The organism is Paenibacillus pectinilyticus (genome assembly GCF_001700435.1).
Lineage (GTDB): Bacteria > Bacillota > Bacilli > Paenibacillales > NBRC-103111 > Paenibacillus_E > Paenibacillus_E pectinilyticus.
Window position 1 is genome coordinate 379,059 of record NZ_LYPC01000027.1, and the last position, 20,908, is coordinate 399,966.

The 20,908-nt window shown below is 45.6% G+C and carries 25 protein-coding genes and 1 tRNA gene; 16 read left to right on the forward strand and 10 right to left on the reverse strand.

Translation table 11 applies throughout. From position 1 onward, the window contains the following. Positions 1 to 56 precede the first annotated feature (56 nt). A complete protein-coding gene (locus A8709_RS23375; protein ID WP_065855684.1) occupies positions 57 to 1,025 on the reverse strand; it encodes a helix-turn-helix transcriptional regulator in 969 nt (322 codons plus the stop codon). A gap of 133 nt (positions 1,026 to 1,158) precedes the next feature. Here A8709_RS23375 and A8709_RS23380 point away from each other — a divergent pair, with 133 nt between their 5' ends. Further along, the gene (locus A8709_RS23380) at positions 1,159 to 2,028 is read left to right on the forward strand and encodes an SDR family oxidoreductase (RefSeq protein ID WP_065857299.1); all 870 of its coding nucleotides are present in this window, start codon (positions 1,159 to 1,161) and stop codon (positions 2,026 to 2,028) included. 85 nt (positions 2,029 to 2,113) lie between these two features. On the opposite strand, the gene A8709_RS23385 is transcribed toward A8709_RS23380, so the two are convergent. Further along, positions 2,114 to 2,410 (reverse strand): type II toxin-antitoxin system RelE/ParE family toxin, encoded by a 297-nt coding sequence (locus A8709_RS23385; RefSeq protein ID WP_208607736.1) that lies wholly within the window; start codon positions 2,408 to 2,410, stop codon positions 2,114 to 2,116. Between the two features lie 17 nt (positions 2,411 to 2,427). Further along, the gene (locus A8709_RS23390; RefSeq protein ID WP_065855688.1) at positions 2,428 to 2,691 is read right to left on the reverse strand and encodes a type II toxin-antitoxin system Phd/YefM family antitoxin; all 264 of its coding nucleotides are present in this window, start codon (positions 2,689 to 2,691) and stop codon (positions 2,428 to 2,430) included. Positions 2,692 to 3,170: 479 nt separating this feature from the next. Between A8709_RS23390 and A8709_RS23400 the strand changes: the two genes are divergently transcribed. After that, positions 3,171 to 4,007, forward strand: a complete 837-nt coding sequence (locus A8709_RS23400) for an Rpn family recombination-promoting nuclease/putative transposase (protein ID WP_065855692.1) — start codon at positions 3,171 to 3,173, stop codon at positions 4,005 to 4,007. A 247-nt stretch (positions 4,008 to 4,254) separates the two neighbouring features. Here A8709_RS23400 and A8709_RS23405 read toward each other — a convergent pair. Beyond that, positions 4,255 to 4,327 (reverse strand) — tRNA-Ala (locus A8709_RS23405). Positions 4,328 to 4,538: 211 nt separating this feature from the next. On the opposite strand from A8709_RS23405, the gene A8709_RS23410 reads away from it, so the two are divergent. The 3 genes from A8709_RS23410 (at position 4,539) to A8709_RS23420 (ending at position 7,422) form a co-directional block, all read left to right on the forward strand. Continuing rightward, positions 4,539 to 4,826 carry a hypothetical protein gene (locus tag A8709_RS23410; protein WP_065855695.1) on the forward strand — a complete coding sequence of 96 codons (288 nt, stop codon included), beginning with the start codon at positions 4,539 to 4,541 and terminating at the stop codon, positions 4,824 to 4,826. An 18-nt stretch (positions 4,827 to 4,844) separates the two neighbouring features. Next, positions 4,845 to 5,363: a VanZ family protein gene (locus A8709_RS23415; protein WP_065855697.1), complete on the forward strand. Its 519-nt coding sequence runs from the start codon at positions 4,845 to 4,847 to the stop codon at positions 5,361 to 5,363. A gap of 241 nt (positions 5,364 to 5,604) precedes the next feature. Beyond that, complete coding sequence (locus A8709_RS23420; RefSeq protein WP_065855699.1) at positions 5,605 to 7,422, forward strand: ABC transporter substrate-binding protein; 1,818 nt, start codon at positions 5,605 to 5,607, stop codon at positions 7,420 to 7,422. 14 nt (positions 7,423 to 7,436) lie between these two features. On the opposite strand, the gene A8709_RS23425 is transcribed toward A8709_RS23420, so the two are convergent. Beyond that, positions 7,437 to 7,700, reverse strand: a complete 264-nt coding sequence (locus A8709_RS23425; protein ID WP_065855701.1) for a hypothetical protein — start codon at positions 7,698 to 7,700, stop codon at positions 7,437 to 7,439. Between the two features lie 157 nt (positions 7,701 to 7,857). Between A8709_RS23425 and A8709_RS23430 the strand changes: the two genes are divergently transcribed. Continuing rightward, the gene (locus tag A8709_RS23430) at positions 7,858 to 8,523 is read left to right on the forward strand and encodes a tetratricopeptide repeat protein (protein WP_065855703.1); all 666 of its coding nucleotides are present in this window, start codon (positions 7,858 to 7,860) and stop codon (positions 8,521 to 8,523) included. A 13-nt stretch (positions 8,524 to 8,536) separates the two neighbouring features. Here A8709_RS23430 and A8709_RS23435 read toward each other — a convergent pair whose 3' ends face one another. Continuing rightward, on the reverse strand, positions 8,537 to 9,595 hold the full coding sequence (locus tag A8709_RS23435) for an acyltransferase (RefSeq protein WP_065855705.1): 1,059 nt from the start codon (positions 9,593 to 9,595) through the stop codon (positions 8,537 to 8,539). Positions 9,596 to 9,867: 272 nt separating this feature from the next. Between A8709_RS23435 and A8709_RS23440 the strand changes: the two genes are divergently transcribed. The 3 genes from A8709_RS23440 (at position 9,868) to A8709_RS23450 (ending at position 12,507) form a co-directional block, all read left to right on the forward strand. Continuing rightward, positions 9,868 to 10,299 (forward strand): DUF86 domain-containing protein, encoded by a 432-nt coding sequence (locus A8709_RS23440; RefSeq protein WP_065855707.1) that lies wholly within the window; start codon positions 9,868 to 9,870, stop codon positions 10,297 to 10,299. Between the two features lie 83 nt (positions 10,300 to 10,382). Next, positions 10,383 to 11,015: a helix-turn-helix transcriptional regulator gene (locus A8709_RS23445; protein ID WP_425262347.1), complete on the forward strand. Its 633-nt coding sequence runs from the start codon at positions 10,383 to 10,385 to the stop codon at positions 11,013 to 11,015. A 205-nt stretch (positions 11,016 to 11,220) separates the two neighbouring features. Further along, the gene (locus A8709_RS23450) at positions 11,221 to 12,507 is read left to right on the forward strand and encodes a S1C family serine protease (protein WP_065855712.1); all 1,287 of its coding nucleotides are present in this window, start codon (positions 11,221 to 11,223) and stop codon (positions 12,505 to 12,507) included. A 129-nt stretch (positions 12,508 to 12,636) separates the two neighbouring features. Here the strand turns inward: A8709_RS23450 and A8709_RS23455 are convergent, their stop codons facing one another. Further along, entirely contained in the window at positions 12,637 to 13,272 is a 636-nt protein-coding gene (locus tag A8709_RS23455; protein WP_065855714.1) for a bifunctional 4-hydroxy-2-oxoglutarate aldolase/2-dehydro-3-deoxy-phosphogluconate aldolase, read from the reverse strand. Between the two features lie 179 nt (positions 13,273 to 13,451). Here A8709_RS23455 and A8709_RS23460 point away from each other — a divergent pair, with 179 nt between their 5' ends. Further along, entirely contained in the window at positions 13,452 to 13,889 is a 438-nt protein-coding gene (locus A8709_RS23460) for a DUF948 domain-containing protein (RefSeq protein ID WP_065855716.1), read from the forward strand. A 23-nt stretch (positions 13,890 to 13,912) separates the two neighbouring features. Continuing rightward, positions 13,913 to 14,281, forward strand: coding sequence for a YtxH domain-containing protein (locus A8709_RS23465; protein WP_065855718.1), 369 nt, complete (start codon positions 13,913 to 13,915; stop codon positions 14,279 to 14,281). A 58-nt stretch (positions 14,282 to 14,339) separates the two neighbouring features. Here the strand turns inward: A8709_RS23465 and A8709_RS23470 are convergent, their stop codons facing one another. Then, positions 14,340 to 15,455 (reverse strand): phosphodiester glycosidase family protein, encoded by a 1,116-nt coding sequence (locus A8709_RS23470; protein ID WP_065855720.1) that lies wholly within the window; start codon positions 15,453 to 15,455, stop codon positions 14,340 to 14,342. A 116-nt stretch (positions 15,456 to 15,571) separates the two neighbouring features. Then, positions 15,572 to 16,234: a helix-turn-helix domain-containing protein gene (locus A8709_RS23475; RefSeq protein WP_065855721.1), complete on the reverse strand. Its 663-nt coding sequence runs from the start codon at positions 16,232 to 16,234 to the stop codon at positions 15,572 to 15,574. A gap of 207 nt (positions 16,235 to 16,441) precedes the next feature. Here A8709_RS23475 and A8709_RS23480 point away from each other — a divergent pair, with 207 nt between their 5' ends. From A8709_RS23480 to A8709_RS23500, 5 genes are all read left to right on the forward strand, one after another. Continuing rightward, entirely contained in the window at positions 16,442 to 16,861 is a 420-nt protein-coding gene (locus tag A8709_RS23480; RefSeq protein WP_065855723.1) for a disulfide oxidoreductase, read from the forward strand. An 89-nt stretch (positions 16,862 to 16,950) separates the two neighbouring features. Continuing rightward, entirely contained in the window at positions 16,951 to 17,952 is a 1,002-nt protein-coding gene (locus A8709_RS23485) for a polysaccharide deacetylase family protein (RefSeq protein ID WP_065855724.1), read from the forward strand. Between the two features lie 111 nt (positions 17,953 to 18,063). Further along, positions 18,064 to 18,873 (forward strand): glutamate racemase, encoded by an 810-nt coding sequence (racE, locus tag A8709_RS23490; protein WP_065855726.1) that lies wholly within the window; start codon positions 18,064 to 18,066, stop codon positions 18,871 to 18,873. Positions 18,874 to 18,992: 119 nt separating this feature from the next. Then, complete coding sequence (locus A8709_RS23495) at positions 18,993 to 19,898, forward strand: M14 family metallopeptidase (RefSeq protein WP_244163294.1); 906 nt, start codon at positions 18,993 to 18,995, stop codon at positions 19,896 to 19,898. Positions 19,899 to 19,975: 77 nt separating this feature from the next. Continuing rightward, the gene (locus tag A8709_RS23500) at positions 19,976 to 20,188 is read left to right on the forward strand and encodes a hypothetical protein (RefSeq protein WP_065855727.1); all 213 of its coding nucleotides are present in this window, start codon (positions 19,976 to 19,978) and stop codon (positions 20,186 to 20,188) included. A gap of 368 nt (positions 20,189 to 20,556) precedes the next feature. Here the strand turns inward: A8709_RS23500 and A8709_RS23505 are convergent, their stop codons facing one another. Further along, positions 20,557 to 20,736: a hypothetical protein gene (locus tag A8709_RS23505; RefSeq protein ID WP_065855729.1), complete on the reverse strand. Its 180-nt coding sequence runs from the start codon at positions 20,734 to 20,736 to the stop codon at positions 20,557 to 20,559. Positions 20,737 to 20,908: the final 172 nt, after the last annotated feature.

Genomic DNA, 20,908 nt, shown 5'->3' on the forward strand with positions numbered 1-20,908 from the left:
TTGAAGCTATTTTTAACAATATCATCATTAATTTTAGTTATCAATTGAGTTTTCTGTTAGGTTGAATGATACATGTTTACGATGTGATTCGCCGTTTCCTGTAGGGAGTTGCGCAGCTCTCGCGGTTCTAAAACGAGAACGTTACGGCCAAACCCAAGTAATATCTCACAAGCAGATTCCATTGTATGAAACGCCAAGTCCGCTTGAACCCAATCTTGTTCAGTGGAAATAGCGTGTCCTGTCTGTACACGAACAAAACGAGTCTGCTCAAGCCTAGAAAGAATACTAAGATGTATCTGTGCACGTACAACGTATTGTGGAAGCTCGCTGCGAAAGCGTTCTACGGATTTGTGCCAATACAGAGCAAGGTCAAAATTCTCAGGCCGGATGACAGGCTCGTTTATCAAGGCAGCGCTTTGTATTCTGGAAACGCGATAGGATCGAAGTTCATGATCATCACGAGCGGCTATGAGATACCATAGCGACCCTTTAAGAACTAGACCAAGCGGACTTACAAGTCGTTCCTTTGCCTCAGAATCACGATTTGAAGCGTACTGCATCCGTAATTTACAGTCTTCCCAGACAGCTTCCTGAATGGTAGACAACCAAGGGAGTTCCTCTCTAGTTGGATACCACCCGGCTGAATCAACATATACCCGTTGCCGCATATATTCTGCATCACGACGTAGTGATGGAGAGAGAGAAACCAGCACCTTTTGGACAGCTGCTTCGTACGCATCACCAAGACCTAAATCAATGAGATGGCGCTGAGGCTTAGAAGCAAGTATAGAAAGCAATTCGCTCTTTCTCAGACTAGTCCAATCGATTCGATAACCTTCCGTCAGCTTCCAGCCGCCCTTGGCCCCGCGTTCTGCGAATACCGGGACCCCAGCCATTGACAGCGCCTCCATATCCCGATGTATCGTCCGCTCCGAAACTTCAAGCTTTTCTGCAAGCTCACGTGTTGTAAACCCACCCCGAGACTCTAACAGCAGCATGATCTGCAATAACCGATCCGCCCTCATAAAACTGCACCTCCTAAACTAATCAAATTGTAACATACATATATGACAGTTGATGACATGATTAAGACGTTATTATTAAATGGGCAAGTAAATGAAACACCATATCATTTGGAAGGTTGGGTTCAACATGTCAATAAAACCACTTCAAAATCAAATCGCAATCGTAGCAGGAGCGACCAGAGGGGCTGGTCGAGCAATTGCTGTAGAGCTTGGACGAGCAGGGGCCACAGTCTATGTAACCGGACGTTCCACTCGAGGCGAACGTTCACCGATGAATCGCTCTGAGACGATTGAGGAAACCGCAGAACTTATTAACGCGGCTGGCGGCGTAGGAATCCCTATGAAAGTGGATCATACGAAGGAAGAAGAGATTCAGAAGTTGTTTGAGCGTATACGTGAGGAACAAAATGAACAACTGGACATACTCGTTAATGATGTTTGGGGCGGAGATCCGCTAATTGAGTGGGGGAAAAACTTTTGGGAGACATCTTTGGCCAATGGATTACTTGTTCAGCAACAGGCCGTTCACTCTCATATTATGACCGCTCACTACGCAGCTCAATTCATGGTCAAACATAAAAAGGGACTTATTATTGAGGTGACAGACGGTGTTGGGTATCACTATCGGGGGAACTTATTTTATAGCCTCGCTAAAATAGGCGTCTCGCATTTAGCACAGGCCATGGCAGCGGACTTGAAAGCCCAAGGGGTGACAGCGTTAGCCGTTACACCGGGATTCTTACGCTCAGAAGCGATGTTAGATTACTTTGGTGTCAGTGAAGCAAATTGGAGAGATGTGGGGGAGAAAGAGATTCATTTTTTACAATCAGAAACGCCTTACTTCCTTGCCCGTGGAATTGCGAGACTTGCTGCAGATTCTAAAAGGGCGGAGAAGTCCGGGCAGCTATTGAGCTCTTGGGGTCTTTCAGATGAATACGGATTTATCGATATCGACGGCCGAAGCCCGCATTGGGGGAAATATGCGGAGGAGCATGGGTTTTGATGGATGTCTGTAAGAGTGTAACTTTAGCCTATCGCAGGGAGCGATGGGCTAGCTCGAGTGAGGTGGTTTTACTACCAAAAAGTTTCTAGAGTAAGCTGCTCCATTGCCTTTTTCCGTAAAGAATACGAATAATTGTAACGGTTTCTTCTTTTTCTGAGATGACATAAAATACGATGTATGAATCCACAAGTATATGTCTAATGCCATTCACGGCCAAACGCTCATCACGAACTAATCCATTTCTAAAAGGCATGTGCTCCAATTGAAAAATGACCTCAGCTATTTTGTTAATCATTTTACGTGCTGTATTCGGTTCCAATAACTCGGTTGAGATATAGTTGGCGATGTCTCGCAAATCGGTTTCTGCGAGCTCAGTGATCACTATACGATATTTTGGGCTCACTCCTGAATTCCCTTCTCAATGTCTGCAAGTGCCTCATGAAAAGGTCGTACCTTCTGCTTTCTCACTTGTTCGATACCTTCATCCAGCAGCTTATAGAGTTCGAACTTTCCAACTATTTTTTCGTAGGTTTCAATACTCATTACAGCTAAATCGCCTTGGCCATTCTTCGTAATGTAGACAGGTTCATCATATTTATGGCAAAACTCAGAAATCTCGTTGTAATGATTTCGTAGATCCGAACTTGGTCGAATAGTGGGCATGTTCATTCTCCTCTCGTCGTATATCGTTATTTTATCGAAATAACGATATATATTCAAGGTCGTTGAGCCAAATTGTGAGAATTACTAATTATTAAATGCTCATCTTTGAAATGTTAACCCCTGCAACATATGAAAAAGCCACTAACCTCAAGGCTTTAGGGGTTGCTGTACTAATGGAACTAAGAGGGGTGGCCGAATCCTGGTTTAAATGGCTAACAAAGCGAACTCGAGGGAGCCATTTAGCGGTGGATTCAGACGCCGTGCTCCTGCGCTTCGCTCCGTCTGAGCAGCCGAACCTCTGAGCGCATCGCTGGCAGAGATGCGCTCTTCCGCTTCTCTTTAAAAATAATCCAATGATTACAGTAGTTTAATTTCAGATTTTAGAAGTTTATAGATTTAGGAGAACTATCAAGTTGACATTCATGCAATCGTCAGAAGCTTCATGATATAATTAAGCAATAAGAACGGGGGGATTTTTCATGAGAGATTTACTTGACCCGAAGAACGATTTTGTCTTTAAACGAATATTCGGGAGCGAAGAAAATAAAGATGTGCTGTTGGTGTTTCTCAACCGTACATTCCAAGAAGCCGGCGAACCGCCACTATCCGAAATTATCCTCATGAACCCATACACCGATAAAGATTCTCCTCAAGATAAGCAATCTATATTTGACATACAAGCTAAAACTACGGAAGGCAAATTAATTAATATTGAAATGCAGTTATTTAATCGCTATGACAATGAGAAGAGGACGTTGTATTATTGGAGTAAGCAGTACGCAAGTCAGCTTGAAGAAGGTCAGCCATACAAGAATTTAAAGAAGTGCGTTACGATAAATATTCTTAACTTTTCAATTCTTCCGAGTGATCATTACCACAATGTTTTTCATTTAAGGGAAGACCGTAGTGGCATTTCATTGACGGATGATCTTGAAATCCATTTTCTTGAACTATCAAAATTAAACCATCAACCGACAACTAAATCTGGTGGATTGTTAAATTGGTTGCTTTTTCTGAAAAGTGACAATACCGATAATTGGGAGGTGTTGAAGATGCAGGAACCTGAACTTGGAAAAGCGATGACTGTTCTGGAATTTCTTAGCCAGGATGAAGAGGCGCGTCGGCTTTATGAAATGAGACAGAAGGCTTTGCATGATGAGGCATCTTTAAGGGAAGGTGCAAGAGAAGAAGGAGAACGGCAAGGTGAGCTAAGAGGTAGACTTGAAGTAGCTGTTAAGATGATTGCCAAAGGAATGGATCTGGAGTCTGTATCCGAGCTCACTGGTATTTCAATCGAGGAATTAAAAAAAAAATAGCTCAAGCACACTAATGTAAAGCTGTCAGGGAACTCTTGGTAGCTGTTTTAACTAGTACCTAACAAGGGATGTCCGAATCCTGATTTAAATGGCTAACGAAGCGAACTCGAGGAAGCCATTTAGCGGTGGATTCAGACGCCGTGCTCCTGCGCTTCGCTCCGTCCGCGCGGACGAACCCTCCAGGGGTTCTCACCCCCATAATCCATACAAAAAACCACGATCCAAAAGGATCGTGGTTTCTATTGTATGGAGCCCAGGGGGATCGAACCCCTGACCTCATCGCTGCCAGCGATGCGCTCTCCCAGCTGAGCTAAGGCCCCGTGATGTCGCTTACAAATGTCGACTTTTTGTATTATACATGAATATGACAAGTCAGGCAAGACCTGAGTCATAGGATTTTTTCAAGAGCAAATCATTCCCTCTAGCTGTTTGTCGTTTCTGTTGCAAACGAGGGAGAAGCGTTGTTTTCACTCGCATGTTCATGCTAACCTAGTAGGATAAACTAGTTGATCGTTTGGGAGTGACGTGAGAGTGTCGAACGCGGTGTTATATTGGATTATCTTAGGGATCATTTTTGTGGTGCCATTCGGAATTGGTGTTGTCATGATGCGGTCAACGAACCGCTTAGGGTTCTCGTTTTGGGTTACGACCGCGTTGAATGTAGTGATGACGGTATTAGCCGTCTTTTGGTGGAAATCCGTAACGACGGATAAGTTTCAAATGATGTTCGGGATGGCGTTCTACGGCGTTACAGCGGTGAATGTAATGGTTATTGAATTCTTCGCATTATTTAGTATCCGTAAAAAAATGAATCCGTAGGAAGGGGCCCTCATCGCGATGCCGAAGTTCATTCGCTCGAAAACGGTATTCTACGTGTTCCTAGTCGCGGCGATCCTGTGGATGGCCGTCATCTATATGAAGTCGGCCCAGACGTATCAGCAGCAGAGCTTGAAGCCTTTTTTGGAATCAAAGCTATCCGTTACGCAATTGAAAGAGCATTTCCCCCATGTAGAGTTCACCTATGACAAGCAGGTTGTTTCGTGGAAAGATCCGATCAATTTCATAGAATTCCTCATAAGAAAAGCAGGACACGTCAGCGAATATGCGATGCTTGCCCTGCTCTGGTCGATTGCTTTACTAATGAAGCCTGTGCGATTATCCATAGCTCTGTGTAGCTCCTTCCTGATTTCCGTGCTGTATGCGATGACCGATGAATGGCATCAAACGTTCGTGAAGGATCGAACGGGCCATCCAATTGATGTTGTGATGGATAGCGTTGGAATTCTTGGAGCGATATTACTCATCTGGCTGGTTGTTGTGATAAGGAAACGGCTTAAAGCCAGAAGAATAAACTAGTCAGTAGCACGTAAACTTTTCTTTGTTTAACGCCTTTCCATTTCCAATGTTCGCGGGATTGGCTTTCCAAATCATGCTGTTGCCACTCCATCAATTTCTCAGAGACATAAATGTCGGTTGGTTGCATTCGTAATCACTTTCCTTTCTTTTCCTGATACGTTTAGTTTACGCTGGAATAAGGGGAACAAAAAGAGTATAATTCACTTCAACTATTTCCCCTTTTATGGAAAGGATGTTGAAGATGCAGCTGCTGACTCACTTTCTGGAGCTTCGAGCAGGTTTTGAACATGGCGTTGAACATGAACCTCAGCCCGTGACGCTGGAGGAATTAGCGGAGAGACTCTACTGCTCAACGCGAAATGTAAAGATTTTGCTAAAAAAAATGAGTGAGCAGAACTGGATATCCTGGAAGCCAGGCCGGGGTAGAGGGAACGTTTCAGAGCTTACTTTTTTGGTCTCCTCGGAGGATATGATCTCGAAGCAAGCGATGGCGCTTGCAAATCGAGGCGATTATACAGGTACCATTGAGCTGATTCACCAATTGGGTAAAGGAGAGGCCTTGCAGGACTCTTTCATCGATTGGTTATTTAGCTTATTTGGCTACCGTGCGGTTGAGCATGAGGAGCGTTTCAAGGATACACTGCGTATTCCGGTCTACAAATGGCTGGTGTCGCTGGATCCGGCGCACTCTTTTTTTGCATTCGATTTTCATCTAGTCAGTCAAATTTTTGATACGCTCATTCGCTACAATCCGCAGACGAAGGTCATTGAACCACATTTAGCGCACTATTGGGAAATCAGCGAGGATGGCTTGCATTACACGTTTTATTTGCGAAAAGGCGTCTTATTCCATCACGGCAGAGAAATGACCGCGCATGATGTGAGCTACTCCTTATTCCGTTTGAAACAATTAGGCCAAGCGGCCACACAAGGCTGGATGACCGAAAGTATTGATGCGGTAACGGTGTTGAACCGAAGCGCGGTTGCCATCGAATTGAAACAACCCAATGTGCTGTTCCTTCAGCAGCTTGCTCACACATCCATGGCGATTGTGCCAGAGGAAATTTGCCAGGATAATGAATCGATATTTGGTCGGATGCCAATAGGAACAGGACCGTTCCGGCTGGAACGCAACGATGATTACATTTGTAAACTTCGTGCATTTGACCACTATTTTGGCGTAAGGCCGCATATGGATTTGATCGAAATTTGGTTGCTGCCCTCTGATCTACGCGAGGTGACTCCAAGCTGGGAAACAGTTCAAGTGTTTCGCGGAGGTCCCCATTCGCATAATCCGGTTGGGGCGATTGATAAGGATTCGGAATGGCATCAGATCGAACAGTCCATCATGGGATGTAGTTTACTAACGTTTAATCAAAAGAATAAGGGTCCGCAGCGTCATGTTAATTTCCGAAAAGCAGTAGATTTAGTGATTGACCGTGAGCGTATGATTGATGAGCTTGGGGGTTTCCGGGAAGCGGCAGCGAGCAGCTTTTTGCCAACAATGGATCCACTTACGAAGTCTAGGACAGATCAGAGTGAAGCGCGAAAATTACTCGCTGAAATGGGCTATCAAGGCGAATCTCTCCGTATGTATGTGTATAGGAATAACAATGAAGATGCGCTGTGGATATGTCGTCAGTGTGCGGAGATCGGCATTCCCGTGGAAATCACAATTCGCAGTGAAGCTGATATGATGCGGCTGGACACGATTGATGAAGCGGATCTGATTTTGTACCATATTTGTATGGAAAGCAATTATGATCTTCATATTATTCAGACATTGAAGCAAAGCAATAGTTATGTACGTGCCCATCTGAATGAAGAGCGAGTGGCTTGGGTGGATGCGAAAATGGAGGGGATTCTAGGTAATCCTAGCATGGCTGAGCGGATTGCGAGTCTGCATGGCTTGATTGATGAGCTGCAAGCGGAGAAATCATTCCTGTTCGTCCTGCATCGATCGCAGCAAACGACCTATCAAGACTCGATCAAAGGGGTCACGATCAATGATTTGGGATGGATCGATTTCAGGGAAATCTGGTTTACGCCGACCAGTTAATTAAAAAAACGACCTTACGGTCGTCTTGGGCCTGGCGCTTCGAAGCGATATTCCATCGCAACCCAGCGACCATTCGCAACGAAAAAGCCTATAAAGAAGAAAATAATTAATCGAATCGGAACCCAGATGGGATTAAGGGAGCCGAAGCTTAGGAATTCAAATAAACTAGTGAGAACCGTCAAACCGACTCCCCAAGGCAGTAGACCGAAATACAATAAATATTTAGGACGTCCTAGATTTTTTCTTTTGAGCCAAATGGCCTTATGCGAATCTTTCATGTTAAAGCTCCCTTTTTTCTTTCTAGTATAGCACTGCTAGCGAAAAATCTCGAATCATAGATGGACGGATGGAAGACGAACTATTTTTTCTAGGAGAGGGATGAATATGTTTGGCATAATATGGTAGTATTAGGAGGTTGAAAAGGGGGAATAGACGTTGCTTATCAAAATATTACTATTTGGTTTAATCTGGCGGCTTGTGGGAAATCCGTTCCTTGCCATACTTATCTTACTTGTTATTCTATACGTCCTGGACAGAAGATACGTGGGCATACTTCCGAATTTGACGAGGCCATTTCAATTAAAACGCAGAGCAACACGGCTGCGGTCAGATCTGCATGCGAATCCACACAATACATCGGCTAAGCTAGATTTGGCGCGTATCTTGATTGAGCGTAAGAAGTTTGAAGAAGCTCTGCCTTATTTGGAACAAACACTTCCGATTATGCAGGAATCAGCCGATGTTCATTACGAAATTGGGCTCTGTCATCTTCGATTAGGGCATATCGCTGAGGGTGAATCTTTCATGTTGAAAGCCATTGACCTTAATCCGCGTGTAAAATATGGCGAAGCCTACCTCCGCCTCGGCGAGGCTCTGGCTCCCCTTGCGCCGGAGCGGGCGGCGCAGTTTATCGAACATTTCCGCGACCTCCACTCCTCATCGGTCGAGGCGTACTACCGGCTCGGCCAGCTGTATCAGCAGATGGGCCGACAAGGCGAAGCCAAGCGCGCCTATACTGAGGCGCTGGATATCTACCGCGGCTTGCCTCGCTACAGCCGCAGACAACAGCGGCGCTGGGCTTGGCTGGCGCGCATGAAATAAAAGGTTCCGCTCATCATCGAGCGGAACCTTTCTTCATGAGGCTCGCATAGCCGCGCGCGAGCAGCCAAGAGCCCAGCAGCCCGATGAAGAGGGCTGCTAGCGTGTGCAAATCATAGAGCCAGAGACGCCCAGACGCTGGCTCTACATCCATGCGATCCCACAGTGTGAGGATCGCGGGGTGCACGAGATAGATGCCGAAGGAGGCTGTGCCTAAGGCAGATAAGATGGCGCCGAAGCGTGAGCCAGTTGCTTCCAGCTTGCGCGCCCAGGGTACGAACACGAGGGGGACGCTTAAACAGTAGATGAGAAGCGCTAGCTCGAACCAAGTATTCTCGATATCGGCAAGTGCAGATTGCTGAAGCAGGAGCATTCCGACGAAAGCGCCGCCCGCGAGGAGGGCCATGCTCCCAATCCACTTTTTGTAACGAAGCGCCCACGTGATTAAAGTTGGATAGTAAATACCTGCGAAAGCTCCGAAGCAGAAAGTTGCCGTATAACTGACGAACAAAGAAGCGTACTCCGGAAGTGGATGTATCCAGTGATGGCAGGTATAGATCGCCGCTTGAATGCCGATACCTAGAGGAATCAGTCCTTGGCGAAGCCAGCTATATCGTTTGACTGCCGTCATGATGAAAGGGAATAGCACGTAAAATTGGACAATAATTACAATATAGTAGAGATGATAGCTGGCGTTTCCAGATAATAGCAGCTTCAATAAATAGAACATGTCGATATGTACCGTGCCATGAAACATGATTTGGTTATACATATAATAGAAGATGGACCACAGCATATATGGAATTAAAATCTTTTGCAGCCGCTTCATCCAAAATACATACGTCATTCCAGGCTCCCACCGATCATAGTAGGAATAAAATAATACGAGCCCGCTGATCCAAATGAATAAGGGAACGGTAAACAAACTTGCTTTATTTAAGATGAAAAATAACGTCTGTGAGGCTGTCCCTATGGGAAGTTGAGTAGCGCCTGAAGTACTATGAATAAGTAGAACAGCAAAGATGGCAATTGCACGTACGATGTCGATTTCTGTCAGTTTTGGTTTGGGCGACATGAGAAAATTCTCCTTAGATTCACTCCGTACACTGTACCATGAACCTAGGAGGAGAACAATAACTTCGCCAGTTAAAGCCTTACGTAGCTTGACGCTCTCACTTGCCCGAGATAAACTGTTGATAGCATGTACAAAGTGAACAATCAAGAGGGTGAATGAACGTGAGTTATGAATATCTGATGCAGGCCGTTTTGCTCATATTTTTAGTAGTTATCACTTTTTTTGCTATGTTGATTTGGACGAAATGGCGAAAAAGAGGACGGAGATAGACCATGTATTTTATTAATCATGAACAAATTGATGAACGAATTGAATTTCTGGCCGTATTGGCCGAGGCAAGCCAGCAATTAGAAGCACAATGGGCCAAGGGCGAGCGGGATCTTGTTTGGCAGCTCTCACAGGAGCGTGTGCTGCATCTTGCGATTGAAACAGTGACCGATATCGGGAGCTTGCTCATTGATGCTTTTATTCTGAGAGACGCAAGCAGTTATGAAGATATCTTAGAAATTGTCCATGGGGAAGGCGCCTATTCCGAGTCTTTGACAGAGACGTTGCTTCAATTAGTGAAGCTGCGTAAACCGCTCGTACAGGATTATGTGGCATGGGATCGTCAATCGTTGCATCCCTTAATATCGAAACTACCTGCGGCTTTTGAAGAGTTTGCTGCGAGTGTTCGGGCATTCATTCAGAGCGAATTAGCATAATATACATAAGTGTTTCATAATTTACTTATTGTCTATGATGCTGTAAAATGAGACCTAAACGAGTTCCGAGGGTAGGTGAGAGCGTGAATCAAACACTAGAGACATCAACACGTAAAGTGATTCTTTCCATGCTCAAAACGCAAGGACCGTTAAGTGTTCAGGATATGGCCAAACAGCTCGGGATCACGGAGATGGCCGTTCGAAGGCATATTCATTCGATGGAGAAGGATGATTTGTTAGAGGCGAAGCTAGTACGCCAAGCCATGGGTCGCCCTACAAGCGTGTATACGTTAGCTCCTCAAGCGGATGAATTATTTCCCAAGAAATATTTGCAGCTAACTTTAGATTTATTGGATGAGCTATTGGAAGACGAAGGTCAGGATAAGATTGACCGGCTCTTTGAAGGTAGACAGGATAAATTGGAAGCCCGCTATCGCCCTAGAATGCAAGCGAAGGATTTAGGTGCTCGCGTGGCTGAGTTAGCCCTCATTCAGAATGAGAATGGGTATATGGTTGAATGGTCAGATCTTGGCGATGACGGTTACGTGCTCAGCGAGCATAATTGCCCGATCACGCAGGTTGCGAATACGTTCCAGCAAGCATGCCAATGTGAGCTCGCGTTGTTCCGCAATTTGCTGGATGCGAATGTGGAACGTACCGAGTGTCTCGCCAAGGGTGCTAACAAATGTGTATATATGATTCGTCCAACGAAATAGATGAAAGTAAGGAGTTAAGTGGCTGCTATCAGCTGCTTAACTCTTTTTTTGTTTAGAAATTCCGCGTTAGTACCTTCAGCATACATTCAGTTCACTTTCATATAGGTATCAGCCTAATTTAAGTATGGCTTCAGCTTCGCGTTCTATACTTAGTTCTATCAACAACACGAAATCAAATAGCACGCAAGCGAAAGGCGGTAATCATATGAATGAAGATATGAACAAAGATGTGAACCATGAAATGAATAAAGATATGACTAACCTCATCAACTTGAATGATATAAAAGTAGACAATAAGCCGCGTGGCTCCAAAGTGAAACCGATGTTTGCAGCGTTTATGGCTGGCGCCGTCGTTGTCGGTGGTTTGATGTTCACATCGGATAAGATGAACCTGTTTGGATATGGCGCTCAAACCGTTCAGACTGGCGTCACAGCCGCATCAGCTAACTCGGCTGCTGCTGGTGTCACAACGGCATCCTTGAACCCTACAGGGACGAACAGTGTCTCTGCCATTGCCAAAGCAGCGAGTCCCGCTATTGTTAAGATTGAGACGAAAGTGAAACAAGCAAGCACAGGACAGAGCAGAAGAAATACACAGCAGCAAGGAACTGGGAGTGGAGATACCATTGAGAATGGAATTGGATCAGGCTTCGTTTTTGATGCGAGTGGATATATTCTAACGAATGAGCATGTGATTGATGGCGCGGACGAAATCGATGTCTATGTCCAAGGGTACGATAAACCGTTTACTGCTAAGCTGCTTGGAAGCAGCTATGATCTCGATTTAGCTGTGCTTAAAATTGAAGGTGACAAAGCTTTTCCAGCATTGAAACTAGGCAGCTCTAACGATACGCAAGTAGGGGATTGGCTTGTAGCGATCGGTAACCCCTATGACTTCGATTACTCTGTCACAACAGGTGTATTAAGTGCGAAAGAACGTGAGATCAGCATTGATGACGAACAAGGCACACGCAATTACAAGCATTTGCTGCAAACGGACACCGCGATTAACCCTGGTAACTCTGGCGGACCCCTGCTGAATATGAATGGTGAGGTCATCGGCATTAACACGGCTGTTAACTCGGAAGCACAGGGAATGGGCTTTGCGATTCCAACCAGCACAATTAGTTCTGTTGTGGATAAGTTGAAAAACAACGAAACGATCCCGAAAGCACCTGCACCATACCTGGGCGTTTCCTTGCAAAACATTACCAATGATATGCTGCAAGACTTGCAAATTAACAGTACGAAAGGTGCGGTAGTAGCCGAAGTCGTGCCAGGCACACCTGCATTCGAAGCGGGCATTCGTCAATACGACGTCATTGTAAATGTGAATGGAACAGCGATTTCAACCACAGATGACATAACCAAAGCTGTTCAAGCAGCGGCAGTCGGTGATGAGATGAAAGTTACAATCTCGCGTGATGGTCAAACCAAAGATATCACGGTCAAAGTAGGAGATAAAAACGCAGCAACAAGCCTTCAAGGTTAATCATGTAAATGAATATAGATAAAGTAATACATGTAGCCGACGCGGCGCACATGTCATTACGAAGAACGGAGCCACGCATATTTTGCGGGCTCCGTTTTGGCATTCATATTTTTAAGCTTCGGCTTAAGCTTAATTCCTAGACGCAGCTAGCAATTGAACAGCTTTGTCTGTGATCCAGCCGAAATTGCCTGCTTCGATTTCCTTTAAATTAATAAGCGAGCCGCCTATCCCTAAACCATAACAGCCAATCTCGATGAATTGCTTGATATTCCCCTCTGTTACGCCTCCGACTGCCATCATTGGGATTTTGTCCAGAGGTCCCATCAATTCCTTGATATAGGGCAGCCCCAAGCTTGCGCTTGGGAAAATTTTGACGGCTGTAGCCCCGGCTTTCCACGCCTTCACGACTTCTGTTGGTGTCATCGCACCTGGGAAGATCGGAACACCTTCTTGACTCGACCAACGAATGACCTCTTCATCCAAATTCGGTGTGACAAGGAAAGAAGCGCCAGCCAGAACAGCTTGCTTCGCATCATCTAGATCTAGGACAGTGCCAGCTCCGATAAACATGCGATCTCCCCATTGCTGCTGCAGTTTATGAATCATGGGCAGTGCACCAACTGTATTCAATGTGACTTCCATGACCGTAACGCCGCCCTTGAAAAGGGCTTCAGCTACGGATAGAATGTGTTCTTCTTTGACGCCGCGGACGATGGCCATAATACGGGTACGTTCAATTTCTTGAATGCCTTGTTCTCGATTCATTGTAAGATTCCCCTAACTTGTTTCCATTCATTTGAGTTTTATTATGACAGGTTCCAGAAATTTTTCCAGTAACTTTGTGTCAAAACGAGCCCATGCTGCCTATACTGTAGTAATTCATAGGCATTCGTCTAGAAGCCTCATCATCCTTCACAGCTTTCAGCGCTTAGGAGGTGCCCATTATGACATGGACAGAGATTAGTATCGTCAGCGTGGCTGCTGCTGTGTTAGTGCTTATTGCGTTCACCGTACGCTTGTTTATCACGGCAACACGAACGCTGCACCTGTTAGGGGACACAATTGTGGAAGTCAAACAACAGGCCGTTCAAACAACTGAGCAAGCGGAGAATCTAATTAAGCAAATAGGGCAGTTTACGGAAGAGGTACATTTACAACTCCTTGCGTTAGAGCCGAGTATCCAGTCGGTCGAAAAAGCAGGGGCGGCTGTAGGGGAAGTCGCTTCCACGCTGCGCAAGGCCACACGCATGGTGAATGAGTCGATGCTCGGTGCGGAAAAGGTTATACATACGCACCAGAAGCGTATTTATGACGCCATGGAATGGGCAACGACAGGATTTGAACTGTGGCAGCGTTGGAAGGCGCATCGGAATGCGAAATAGGAACAATAAGGAGTGTGTTTACGATGTCTAATGCAAAAAAAGGTAAAGATCTTCTCATCGGTGCTGTTGTCGGTGGTGTCGTTGGAGCGGCAGCTGCGCTGCTATTCGCACCAAAGTCTGGTCGTGAGCTGCGCAGTGATATCGCTGAAGGAGCTGTTGCGGTGACGGATAAAACGGTTCAGTTAGCTACGACAGTTGGCCAAAAAACGCAAGCTGCTGCCAAAACAGTGAGCACAACAACGTCTGAACTTGTAGGTAAAGCCAAAGATACAGCAGCAAATGTGGTTGAGACGGTTCGCTCATGGAAAGAAACGAAATCGGTGGATGAAGTTCTGGATGAAATAGAGGCATCAGGTGCCGCGGAAGACTTAGTGATTATAGGTAACCGCTAAGATTTGAATAAAAAAGCAGTGTGCCTTTTATCGACGGCACGCTGCTTTTTCCATTTATTTACCACTTAGAAGGGTCGATTTTACTGATATCCAGCCCTTCCCATACGTTCTTGATCACGGCTGTTTCCGGATGGTCGAAAAGGAGCCATGCTGTAGGAAGGTAACGTTCCCCATATTCGCTGGATGGTTTATTGATAATAGCATTGTTATGGACGAGCACCGTTGAGGCACCGCCGTCTAGATTCGCGGCAGTAATCGCATCATGTGCAAGGAAAATTTGTTGTACATCATAGAGGGTTGCCCCGATACTATGCGTTTGTCTGCCATCAATAATGGCAAACAGAATGGAGCCATCTTTCGTTTGGGCCATGCACGTCCGCGGCGCGATCCCCCAGCCATCGGCTTGGCTCTTGATTTGTCCGACACCGTTCACGATGAATCGCGGAGAGAAGGAGACCGCTTCTTGCACACCCATCTCAAGCAGCTCGGATACTTTGTATTTCCCAGCGATCATCCGGCCTTGCTTATCGATCCCTACGACCTGCACAGAACCATTCATGCCTTTATCATTGTAGAAGATTTTGCCGCCAGAGATCACGACGCCTTCCGGTTGAAAACCATTGCCTTCCCAATTCGGATCGATAAAGCCGCCGCCGTTTACGCCTAGAATAGCGTCTGTGCGTTTGACCATAGAGGTGACCTTTTCTCCTTTGCCCACTTTGTCCGGTACGCCAATACGCAGCTTGGTGGGATCTGAGATCGTGACCAGCTGGCCTTTAAAGTTGTTGCCTGAAATCGGCTCAATGGTCACTAATTCTTTTTTGCCGGTAACAGGAGCTTCTGAGGGCTTAGGTTGAACGTCTACGAGCCCCAAATCTTTCTCAGCGCCCATATCATCGAAGCTCTTGGAGTACGCCTCAACACGTTTTTGCAATTCCGGTGTACCGATTAAATATTTGGCCCAATCGCGGTGCTGTGTCGTGATCAAGGTATCTGCCATCATAAAACGCAAGCTCGAGCCGGATGCACTCAGAAAAAACCAACATAAACCTATAATAGCGAGTAAAGTGAAGCTTAACAGTGTATAGCCAAAAAAACGAAGTCCCTTAGATTTCTTGCGCTTTACGCGCGTCTGCCTGGTTATCTGTCGGGAGGTTGTTGGTTGAACAGCCATGGTACGACATCTTTCCTCTCTTACGCTAATCAAGCCATATCGTCATCTAATAAGACGAAAAGAAAGGAGAAAAGGTTTCAGAATATCCTGAACTTTTCTCCTTTTTTTGTAAAAATTTATACGTGTCCTTTGATAGGAGCTAGAAGGGAGTCATTGACTCGGCTGCGATCGAAGTGAAATTCGAGGTCGTTTCCTGTATGACGGGCAACTGTTTTCAAGAGCAGATCATGGTATTTCTTTTGCCGAAATGCCGCGATAGTCACACTTACACTCACCCCTAGGGGGTCGAAATAAAGTTTGCCTTCTGAAGCATTGTACTTCTGTACATGAGATAAATTGACGAATAAATCAGCATCCATTTTCTTAAAGCCATGTACTTCTAATTGGTCGAGAAAATGACTAAAGTCGAGTAGGGATTGCATCGGCAGCTTGCGGTTGCCAAGTCTTGTATGATACGTCAGTTCCGTGGAACTAATTTCAATAAAGAGAATGTCTTCCATAGGAAGAGTCAGCGGCGTATTCGACTCGGTTACTGTCTCTTTTTCAAGATAGCCGGCTTTCTCCATGAGATCTGTATATGAAAACTTATAGGCGTCCGACAATTTTTTTAAAGTGACAGGGGATGGTTTAATCTTTTCATTCGTTGAGCGATTTCGCTCTAATTCCAAATCTCTTATATAGGCATGGGAAAGTCCACTCTTAGAGGCCGCTTCACGTAAGGACATTTTCCCTCGTAAGCTCTCCAAAAACTTTCCGAATCCTTCAAATTGCTTCATCATAGGAATCCCTCCGTATGTTAATTGTAATTGAATTTGCACAAAATAGAAACGTTCGTAGTACGTATTGGTGCTAATTACCTGAGTTGTCAGCCATCATTTTATAGTATTCGTAAGCAAATCGAAGATTTAGTAGGTCGAGAGAATCAATCCCGTGACATCTTTCCACTCTTTTTTTATAATAGGATAGAAGAAAGGGGATGAATTGAAATGTCCAAAAAATGGTTCCGCGACAACGGCATGCATCTCTCTTGGCTTGTAGCGCTAGTTGCAACGCTTGGAAGCTTATATTTCTCGGAAATTATGCATTTTGCACCGTGTAAATTGTGCTGGTATCAACGTATTCTCATGTACCCATTAGTCATTATTCTAGGAATTGCAGCGGTGCGTAGAGACTACAAACTAACCATTTATGTACTGCCGTTAACGATCTGGGGAGCATGTATTTCTGTCTACCACATTTTATTGCAAATGGGTGTTTTCAAAGAGTCCGGCACAGGGTGCGGCCCCATTGCTTGTGATACCGACTACATAAACTGGCTTGGTTTTATTACGATTCCGATGTTGGCAGGGACTGCGTTCCTCCTCATTACAATCTTACAATTCTTGACGTATCGCGCTACGAAATAACATCCGCGAGTCGATAAGTAGGCAGGTATTTTGTCAGTCACTGTCGAATGGAAAGAGCAAGAGTTCATTTCCTAACGAGGTGTTATCTGATGACAAATTCTACCAGAAATGCTGCACTGCTGATCATATTGAGCGTAACCTTGGTCGGTTGTGCAGACATAAGCCTATCACCCCCTGTTGGTAATCCAGCCGCAACTCCGGCCGCGCCAACGCCAACAGCTCCTCAAATCTCTCCAACTCCGACGCCTAAGCCATCTAGTACGCCCAAACCGACAGATACACCGATAGCAACACATCAATCTACGCCTGAGCCAACGAAGACGCCTGCAACAGCGGCGCCAACCGCCACACCGAAACCAGTGATAAAGGAAGACACGGCCAAAGCTAAGGCTTTGCCGGCTGATCGAACACCTTATTCTTGGTACTATATGAAGAAAAAAACAGGTCAGGTTCCTGATTTTCCGAAAGAAACCAAATCGTTCAGTGCCGATCAGAAAGCGGTCTGGGTAGGCACGGGTAAAAAGGTGTATTTAACCATAGATGCAGGGGGACCCCTCATCGAGGTTGACCTCATGCTGAAATCTTTGAAAGCGAATGGTGTCAAAGCCAATTTCTTTATTACTGGCAATAACATCAAGAAGAATCCCGATTATTTGAAAAGAATTGTAGCGGACGGGCACTTCGTAGCTAACCATACGATGACGCATACAGACTTCAACGATTTAACAGACGATCAAATTCGCAAAGAAGTTACAGATTTTGAAGTTTTATATAAACAAATTACGGGAAAGGAAGTTGGGAAATATTTCCGGTTCCCCTATGGTCACTACAATCCTCATAACTTAAGCTTAGTTTCCGGTATGGGCTACACCTCTGTTTTCTGGTCAACCGCTATGCGCGACTGGGAACCAAGAGCGAACGGCGCGGAGGATCCCTATAACGACATTATGAATAATCTGCATGATGGGAATGTCATCTTAATGCATCAAGGGTCGGAAGAAAACATGCAGGCGCTAGATCGGATTTGTAAGGAAATTATCAAAAGAGGTTATGAATTCGGACTTGTTACGGATCTTCAGCCTAAAAAGTAAGGAGAATGGGAGCAAAACTGGTTTAGTACCGTTGGTACCTTTGAGCTTGTCCGCACATATTCTAACCATGTGGTTTATTAATTTATTAACCGGCAAAGGAAGCGGATATGTGTGCAGCAAGCGATAGCCGTACTGGACTCCGGAGTCGGAGGATTGACTGTAGTAAAAGAAGTGATGAGACAGCTGCCGCATGAAAAAGTCATTTATTTTGGAGATACGGCCAGGAGTCCATATGGCCCCCGAGCTGCAAGTGAAGTTCGTCACTTTACACGTCAAATCGTAGATTACTTACTTCAATTTAATCCCAAAATGATTGTTATTGCCTGTAATACGGCCACTGCTGTCGCGATCGAAGACATTCGTGCTCGTGTCTCGATCCCTGTTGTAGGTGTTATATCTCCAGGGGCAAGAGCGGCAATCAAATCGACACGGAGTGGTATGATTGGTGTCATAGGAACGGACGGAACCATACGCAGTCAAGCGTATGAAACAGCATTAAAGATGATATCCCCGGACATCCGTGTTTACAGCGAAGCTTGTCCGTTGTTAGCTCCATTTGTGGAGCGAGGGCTTTTTAGCAGTGAAAGTGCATACGATGTCGTGGAACAATCCTTATCGCCGTTGAGAGGAAAGCCTATAGATTGCTTAATCTTAGGCTGTACGCATTATCCTTTTCTGACAGAGTCGATCTCACAGGTCATGGGTCCCGAGGTAGCCTTAATTTCATCGGCGGAAGAGACGGCAAGAGATATTAGCACGATCCTGCAGCAGCGAGGCCTACTTTCGAATTCGAGTGAAATGCCAGTTCATCAGTTTTTCTGCAGTGGCGAACCTGTGGTGTTCAAGCAAATCGCACTGAGTTGGCTCAAGGATCAAATTGCCCTTAAGCCTGTTGTATGGCAGATACCTAGTATTATATAAAGAGCGAGAATAGACCCTCAGGGGTCTATTTTTATTTCCACAGGCAGTTGAGGCGTACCGCATGATTTGTGCCCTATAGGCATAAGAATAGCCATACAAGAGATGCAGAAAGCTGTGAGGTGATTGATGTGTTAGGTTATGGTTATGAGGCGCTGGGCGAGGAGCTGAATCGTTTAAGCAAAATATATCCCTTTTTACAAATCGCCAGTATCGGTCAGAGCGTAATGGGGAGAAGCCTGCATGCGCTTCGCATTGGTCATGGCAGCAAGGAAATTCATTTCAACGCGGCGATGCACGCGAACGAATGGATAACCGCGCCGCTGCTGATGCAATTTGTCGAAGATCTCGCTTGTTCTTATGCGAGAGGGACCGCTTGGCAGGGTCGCAATGTAAGGCGTATTTTGTCGGAGTATTCGCTATGGGTTGTACCCATGGTGAATCCAGACGGCGTCGAGCTAGTCTTATCTGGATTGCCACCAGAAGAGCACCCATTCCGCGAAGCGTTGGTGGCGTGGAACCAGGGATCTCTGTCGTTTTTGAATTGGAAAGCGAATATTCGCGGCGTGGATCTGAATGATCAATTCCCCGCTCACTGGGAAGAAGAGAAGCTGCGAAGAGAACACGACGGCCCAGGAGAGCGTGATTATGGTGGCGAGGTGCCATTGTCGGAGCCAGAGGCCGCTGCGTTAGCTCGGTTCACGGAGTTCCATGATTTCGAGCTGGTCGTCGCATTACATACACAAGGAAGAGAGATTTATTGGAACTACCGGGATTATGAACCGGAGGATGCCGAGACTTTTGCACATAAATTAGCGTTAGCCAGCGGATATGAGGCCGTAAAACTGACTGGCAGCGATGCGGGGTATAAGGATTGGTTCATCCAGCAATACCGCAAACCAGGCTACACCGTCGAGGTTGGCTATGGCGTGAATCCGCTGCCTGTCGAAACTTTCGCGTCGCTGTACGAGGAGTTAGTTCCGATTCTTTTGACGGCTTTGGAGTATGAGCGGGGAAATGTTTCGTAACTTGTGCTTATTCGCCATGAACCCATTCGCCTAGGCTTCATATACTGAAGCGAGGAAGTTGTTGGGGAGGCGTGAATATGGCACCACCTAAAGGGAAAGGGAAGGCCGTTAAGAAAAAGAAAGAACTTTCATCTCGTGCCCAGTACACGATGAGATTAGTTGAATCATCCACCTGTGCCGTGTGCAAAACCCCATGTGCAAGGGGAATGCACTACCTAGATATGATGAAAGTGCCAGGAGCTGTTGGTAAAGGCGTTCCTTGTATATTGACGAGAAGGAAAATAAACTAAATCAGAATCCGCCCGTTGTGATGGGGCGGATTTTTGTTGGTTGTTTTGGTTAGGCTCTGAAACCGAGTCTAAGCAAGAAAGAGGTATGTGTTAGGCACGGAATCCGAGGCTAAGCAAGGGAACGCTGGGTGTTAGGCACGGAACCCGAGGCTAAGCAATTTCTGTCCGCTAATCTCCTTCCAATCCCGACCAGCCAAGAAACCGAACGGCCACGCCATTGCATGGCGTTACAGTGAAATCTTCAATAAAACGTGCAGATCCAATTTCAGCAGTCTTCGAACCATTCTACATCTACTTATCCCTACCCCATCACACCAAAATAAAAAGCCCTGCGAGCTTACGCTCAACAGGACTAGATGGTAGTGGGATTAGTGGTGGGGTGTAAGCAATTTATGTTCCAAGGATTGTTTAAGCTTCTTGATGGCATCCGTTTCCAATTTGTGATTCGCATTAAATTTGGCTCCAGTCAATGCAAGCGCTTCCTTAACAGTCATTTCGACACGAATTATTTCCTCGCCTTGCGGAATTTGCACGAAACTGTTGGGCATTTTCATCACTCCTATGTCAGCTATTTAAAGCGAAAACATTGATTCTATGCACTTTTAATATAACACACCATGTAAGGTTAAACAAGAGGACTTCATGCCTATTTTCCAAATAATTAGCAATGCTTGTCCACACGTTTACCTCGTAAAAAGAGCCGATATTCCCCCTCACAGG

Coding starts and splice junctions, on each gene's coding strand:
- A8709_RS23375 (WP_065855684.1), bottom strand. CDS start 1,025: ATGAGGGCGGATCGGTTATTGCAGATCATGCTGCTGTTAGAGTCTCGG.
- A8709_RS23390 (WP_065855688.1), bottom strand. CDS start 2,691: ATGCCCACTATTCGACCAAGTTCGGATCTACGAAATCATTACAACGAG.
- A8709_RS23400 (WP_065855692.1), top strand. CDS start 3,171: ATGAGAGATTTACTTGACCCGAAGAACGATTTTGTCTTTAAACGAATA.
- A8709_RS23415 (WP_065855697.1), top strand. CDS start 4,845: ATGCCGAAGTTCATTCGCTCGAAAACGGTATTCTACGTGTTCCTAGTC.
- A8709_RS23420 (WP_065855699.1), top strand. CDS start 5,605: ATGCAGCTGCTGACTCACTTTCTGGAGCTTCGAGCAGGTTTTGAACAT.
- A8709_RS23425 (WP_065855701.1), bottom strand. CDS start 7,700: ATGAAAGATTCGCATAAGGCCATTTGGCTCAAAAGAAAAAATCTAGGA.
- A8709_RS23435 (WP_065855705.1), bottom strand. CDS start 9,595: ATGTCGCCCAAACCAAAACTGACAGAAATCGACATCGTACGTGCAATT.
- A8709_RS23440 (WP_065855707.1), top strand. CDS start 9,868: ATGTATTTTATTAATCATGAACAAATTGATGAACGAATTGAATTTCTG.
- A8709_RS23450 (WP_065855712.1), top strand. CDS start 11,221: ATGAATGAAGATATGAACAAAGATGTGAACCATGAAATGAATAAAGAT.
- A8709_RS23455 (WP_065855714.1), bottom strand. CDS start 13,272: ATGAATCGAGAACAAGGCATTCAAGAAATTGAACGTACCCGTATTATG.
- A8709_RS23460 (WP_065855716.1), top strand. CDS start 13,452: ATGACATGGACAGAGATTAGTATCGTCAGCGTGGCTGCTGCTGTGTTA.
- A8709_RS23465 (WP_065855718.1), top strand. CDS start 13,913: ATGTCTAATGCAAAAAAAGGTAAAGATCTTCTCATCGGTGCTGTTGTC.
- A8709_RS23470 (WP_065855720.1), bottom strand. CDS start 15,455: ATGGCTGTTCAACCAACAACCTCCCGACAGATAACCAGGCAGACGCGC.
- A8709_RS23475 (WP_065855721.1), bottom strand. CDS start 16,234: ATGATGAAGCAATTTGAAGGATTCGGAAAGTTTTTGGAGAGCTTACGA.
- A8709_RS23480 (WP_065855723.1), top strand. CDS start 16,442: ATGTCCAAAAAATGGTTCCGCGACAACGGCATGCATCTCTCTTGGCTT.
- A8709_RS23485 (WP_065855724.1), top strand. CDS start 16,951: ATGACAAATTCTACCAGAAATGCTGCACTGCTGATCATATTGAGCGTA.
- A8709_RS23500 (WP_065855727.1), top strand. CDS start 19,976: ATGGCACCACCTAAAGGGAAAGGGAAGGCCGTTAAGAAAAAGAAAGAA.
- A8709_RS23505 (WP_065855729.1), bottom strand. CDS start 20,736: ATGCCCAACAGTTTCGTGCAAATTCCGCAAGGCGAGGAAATAATTCGT.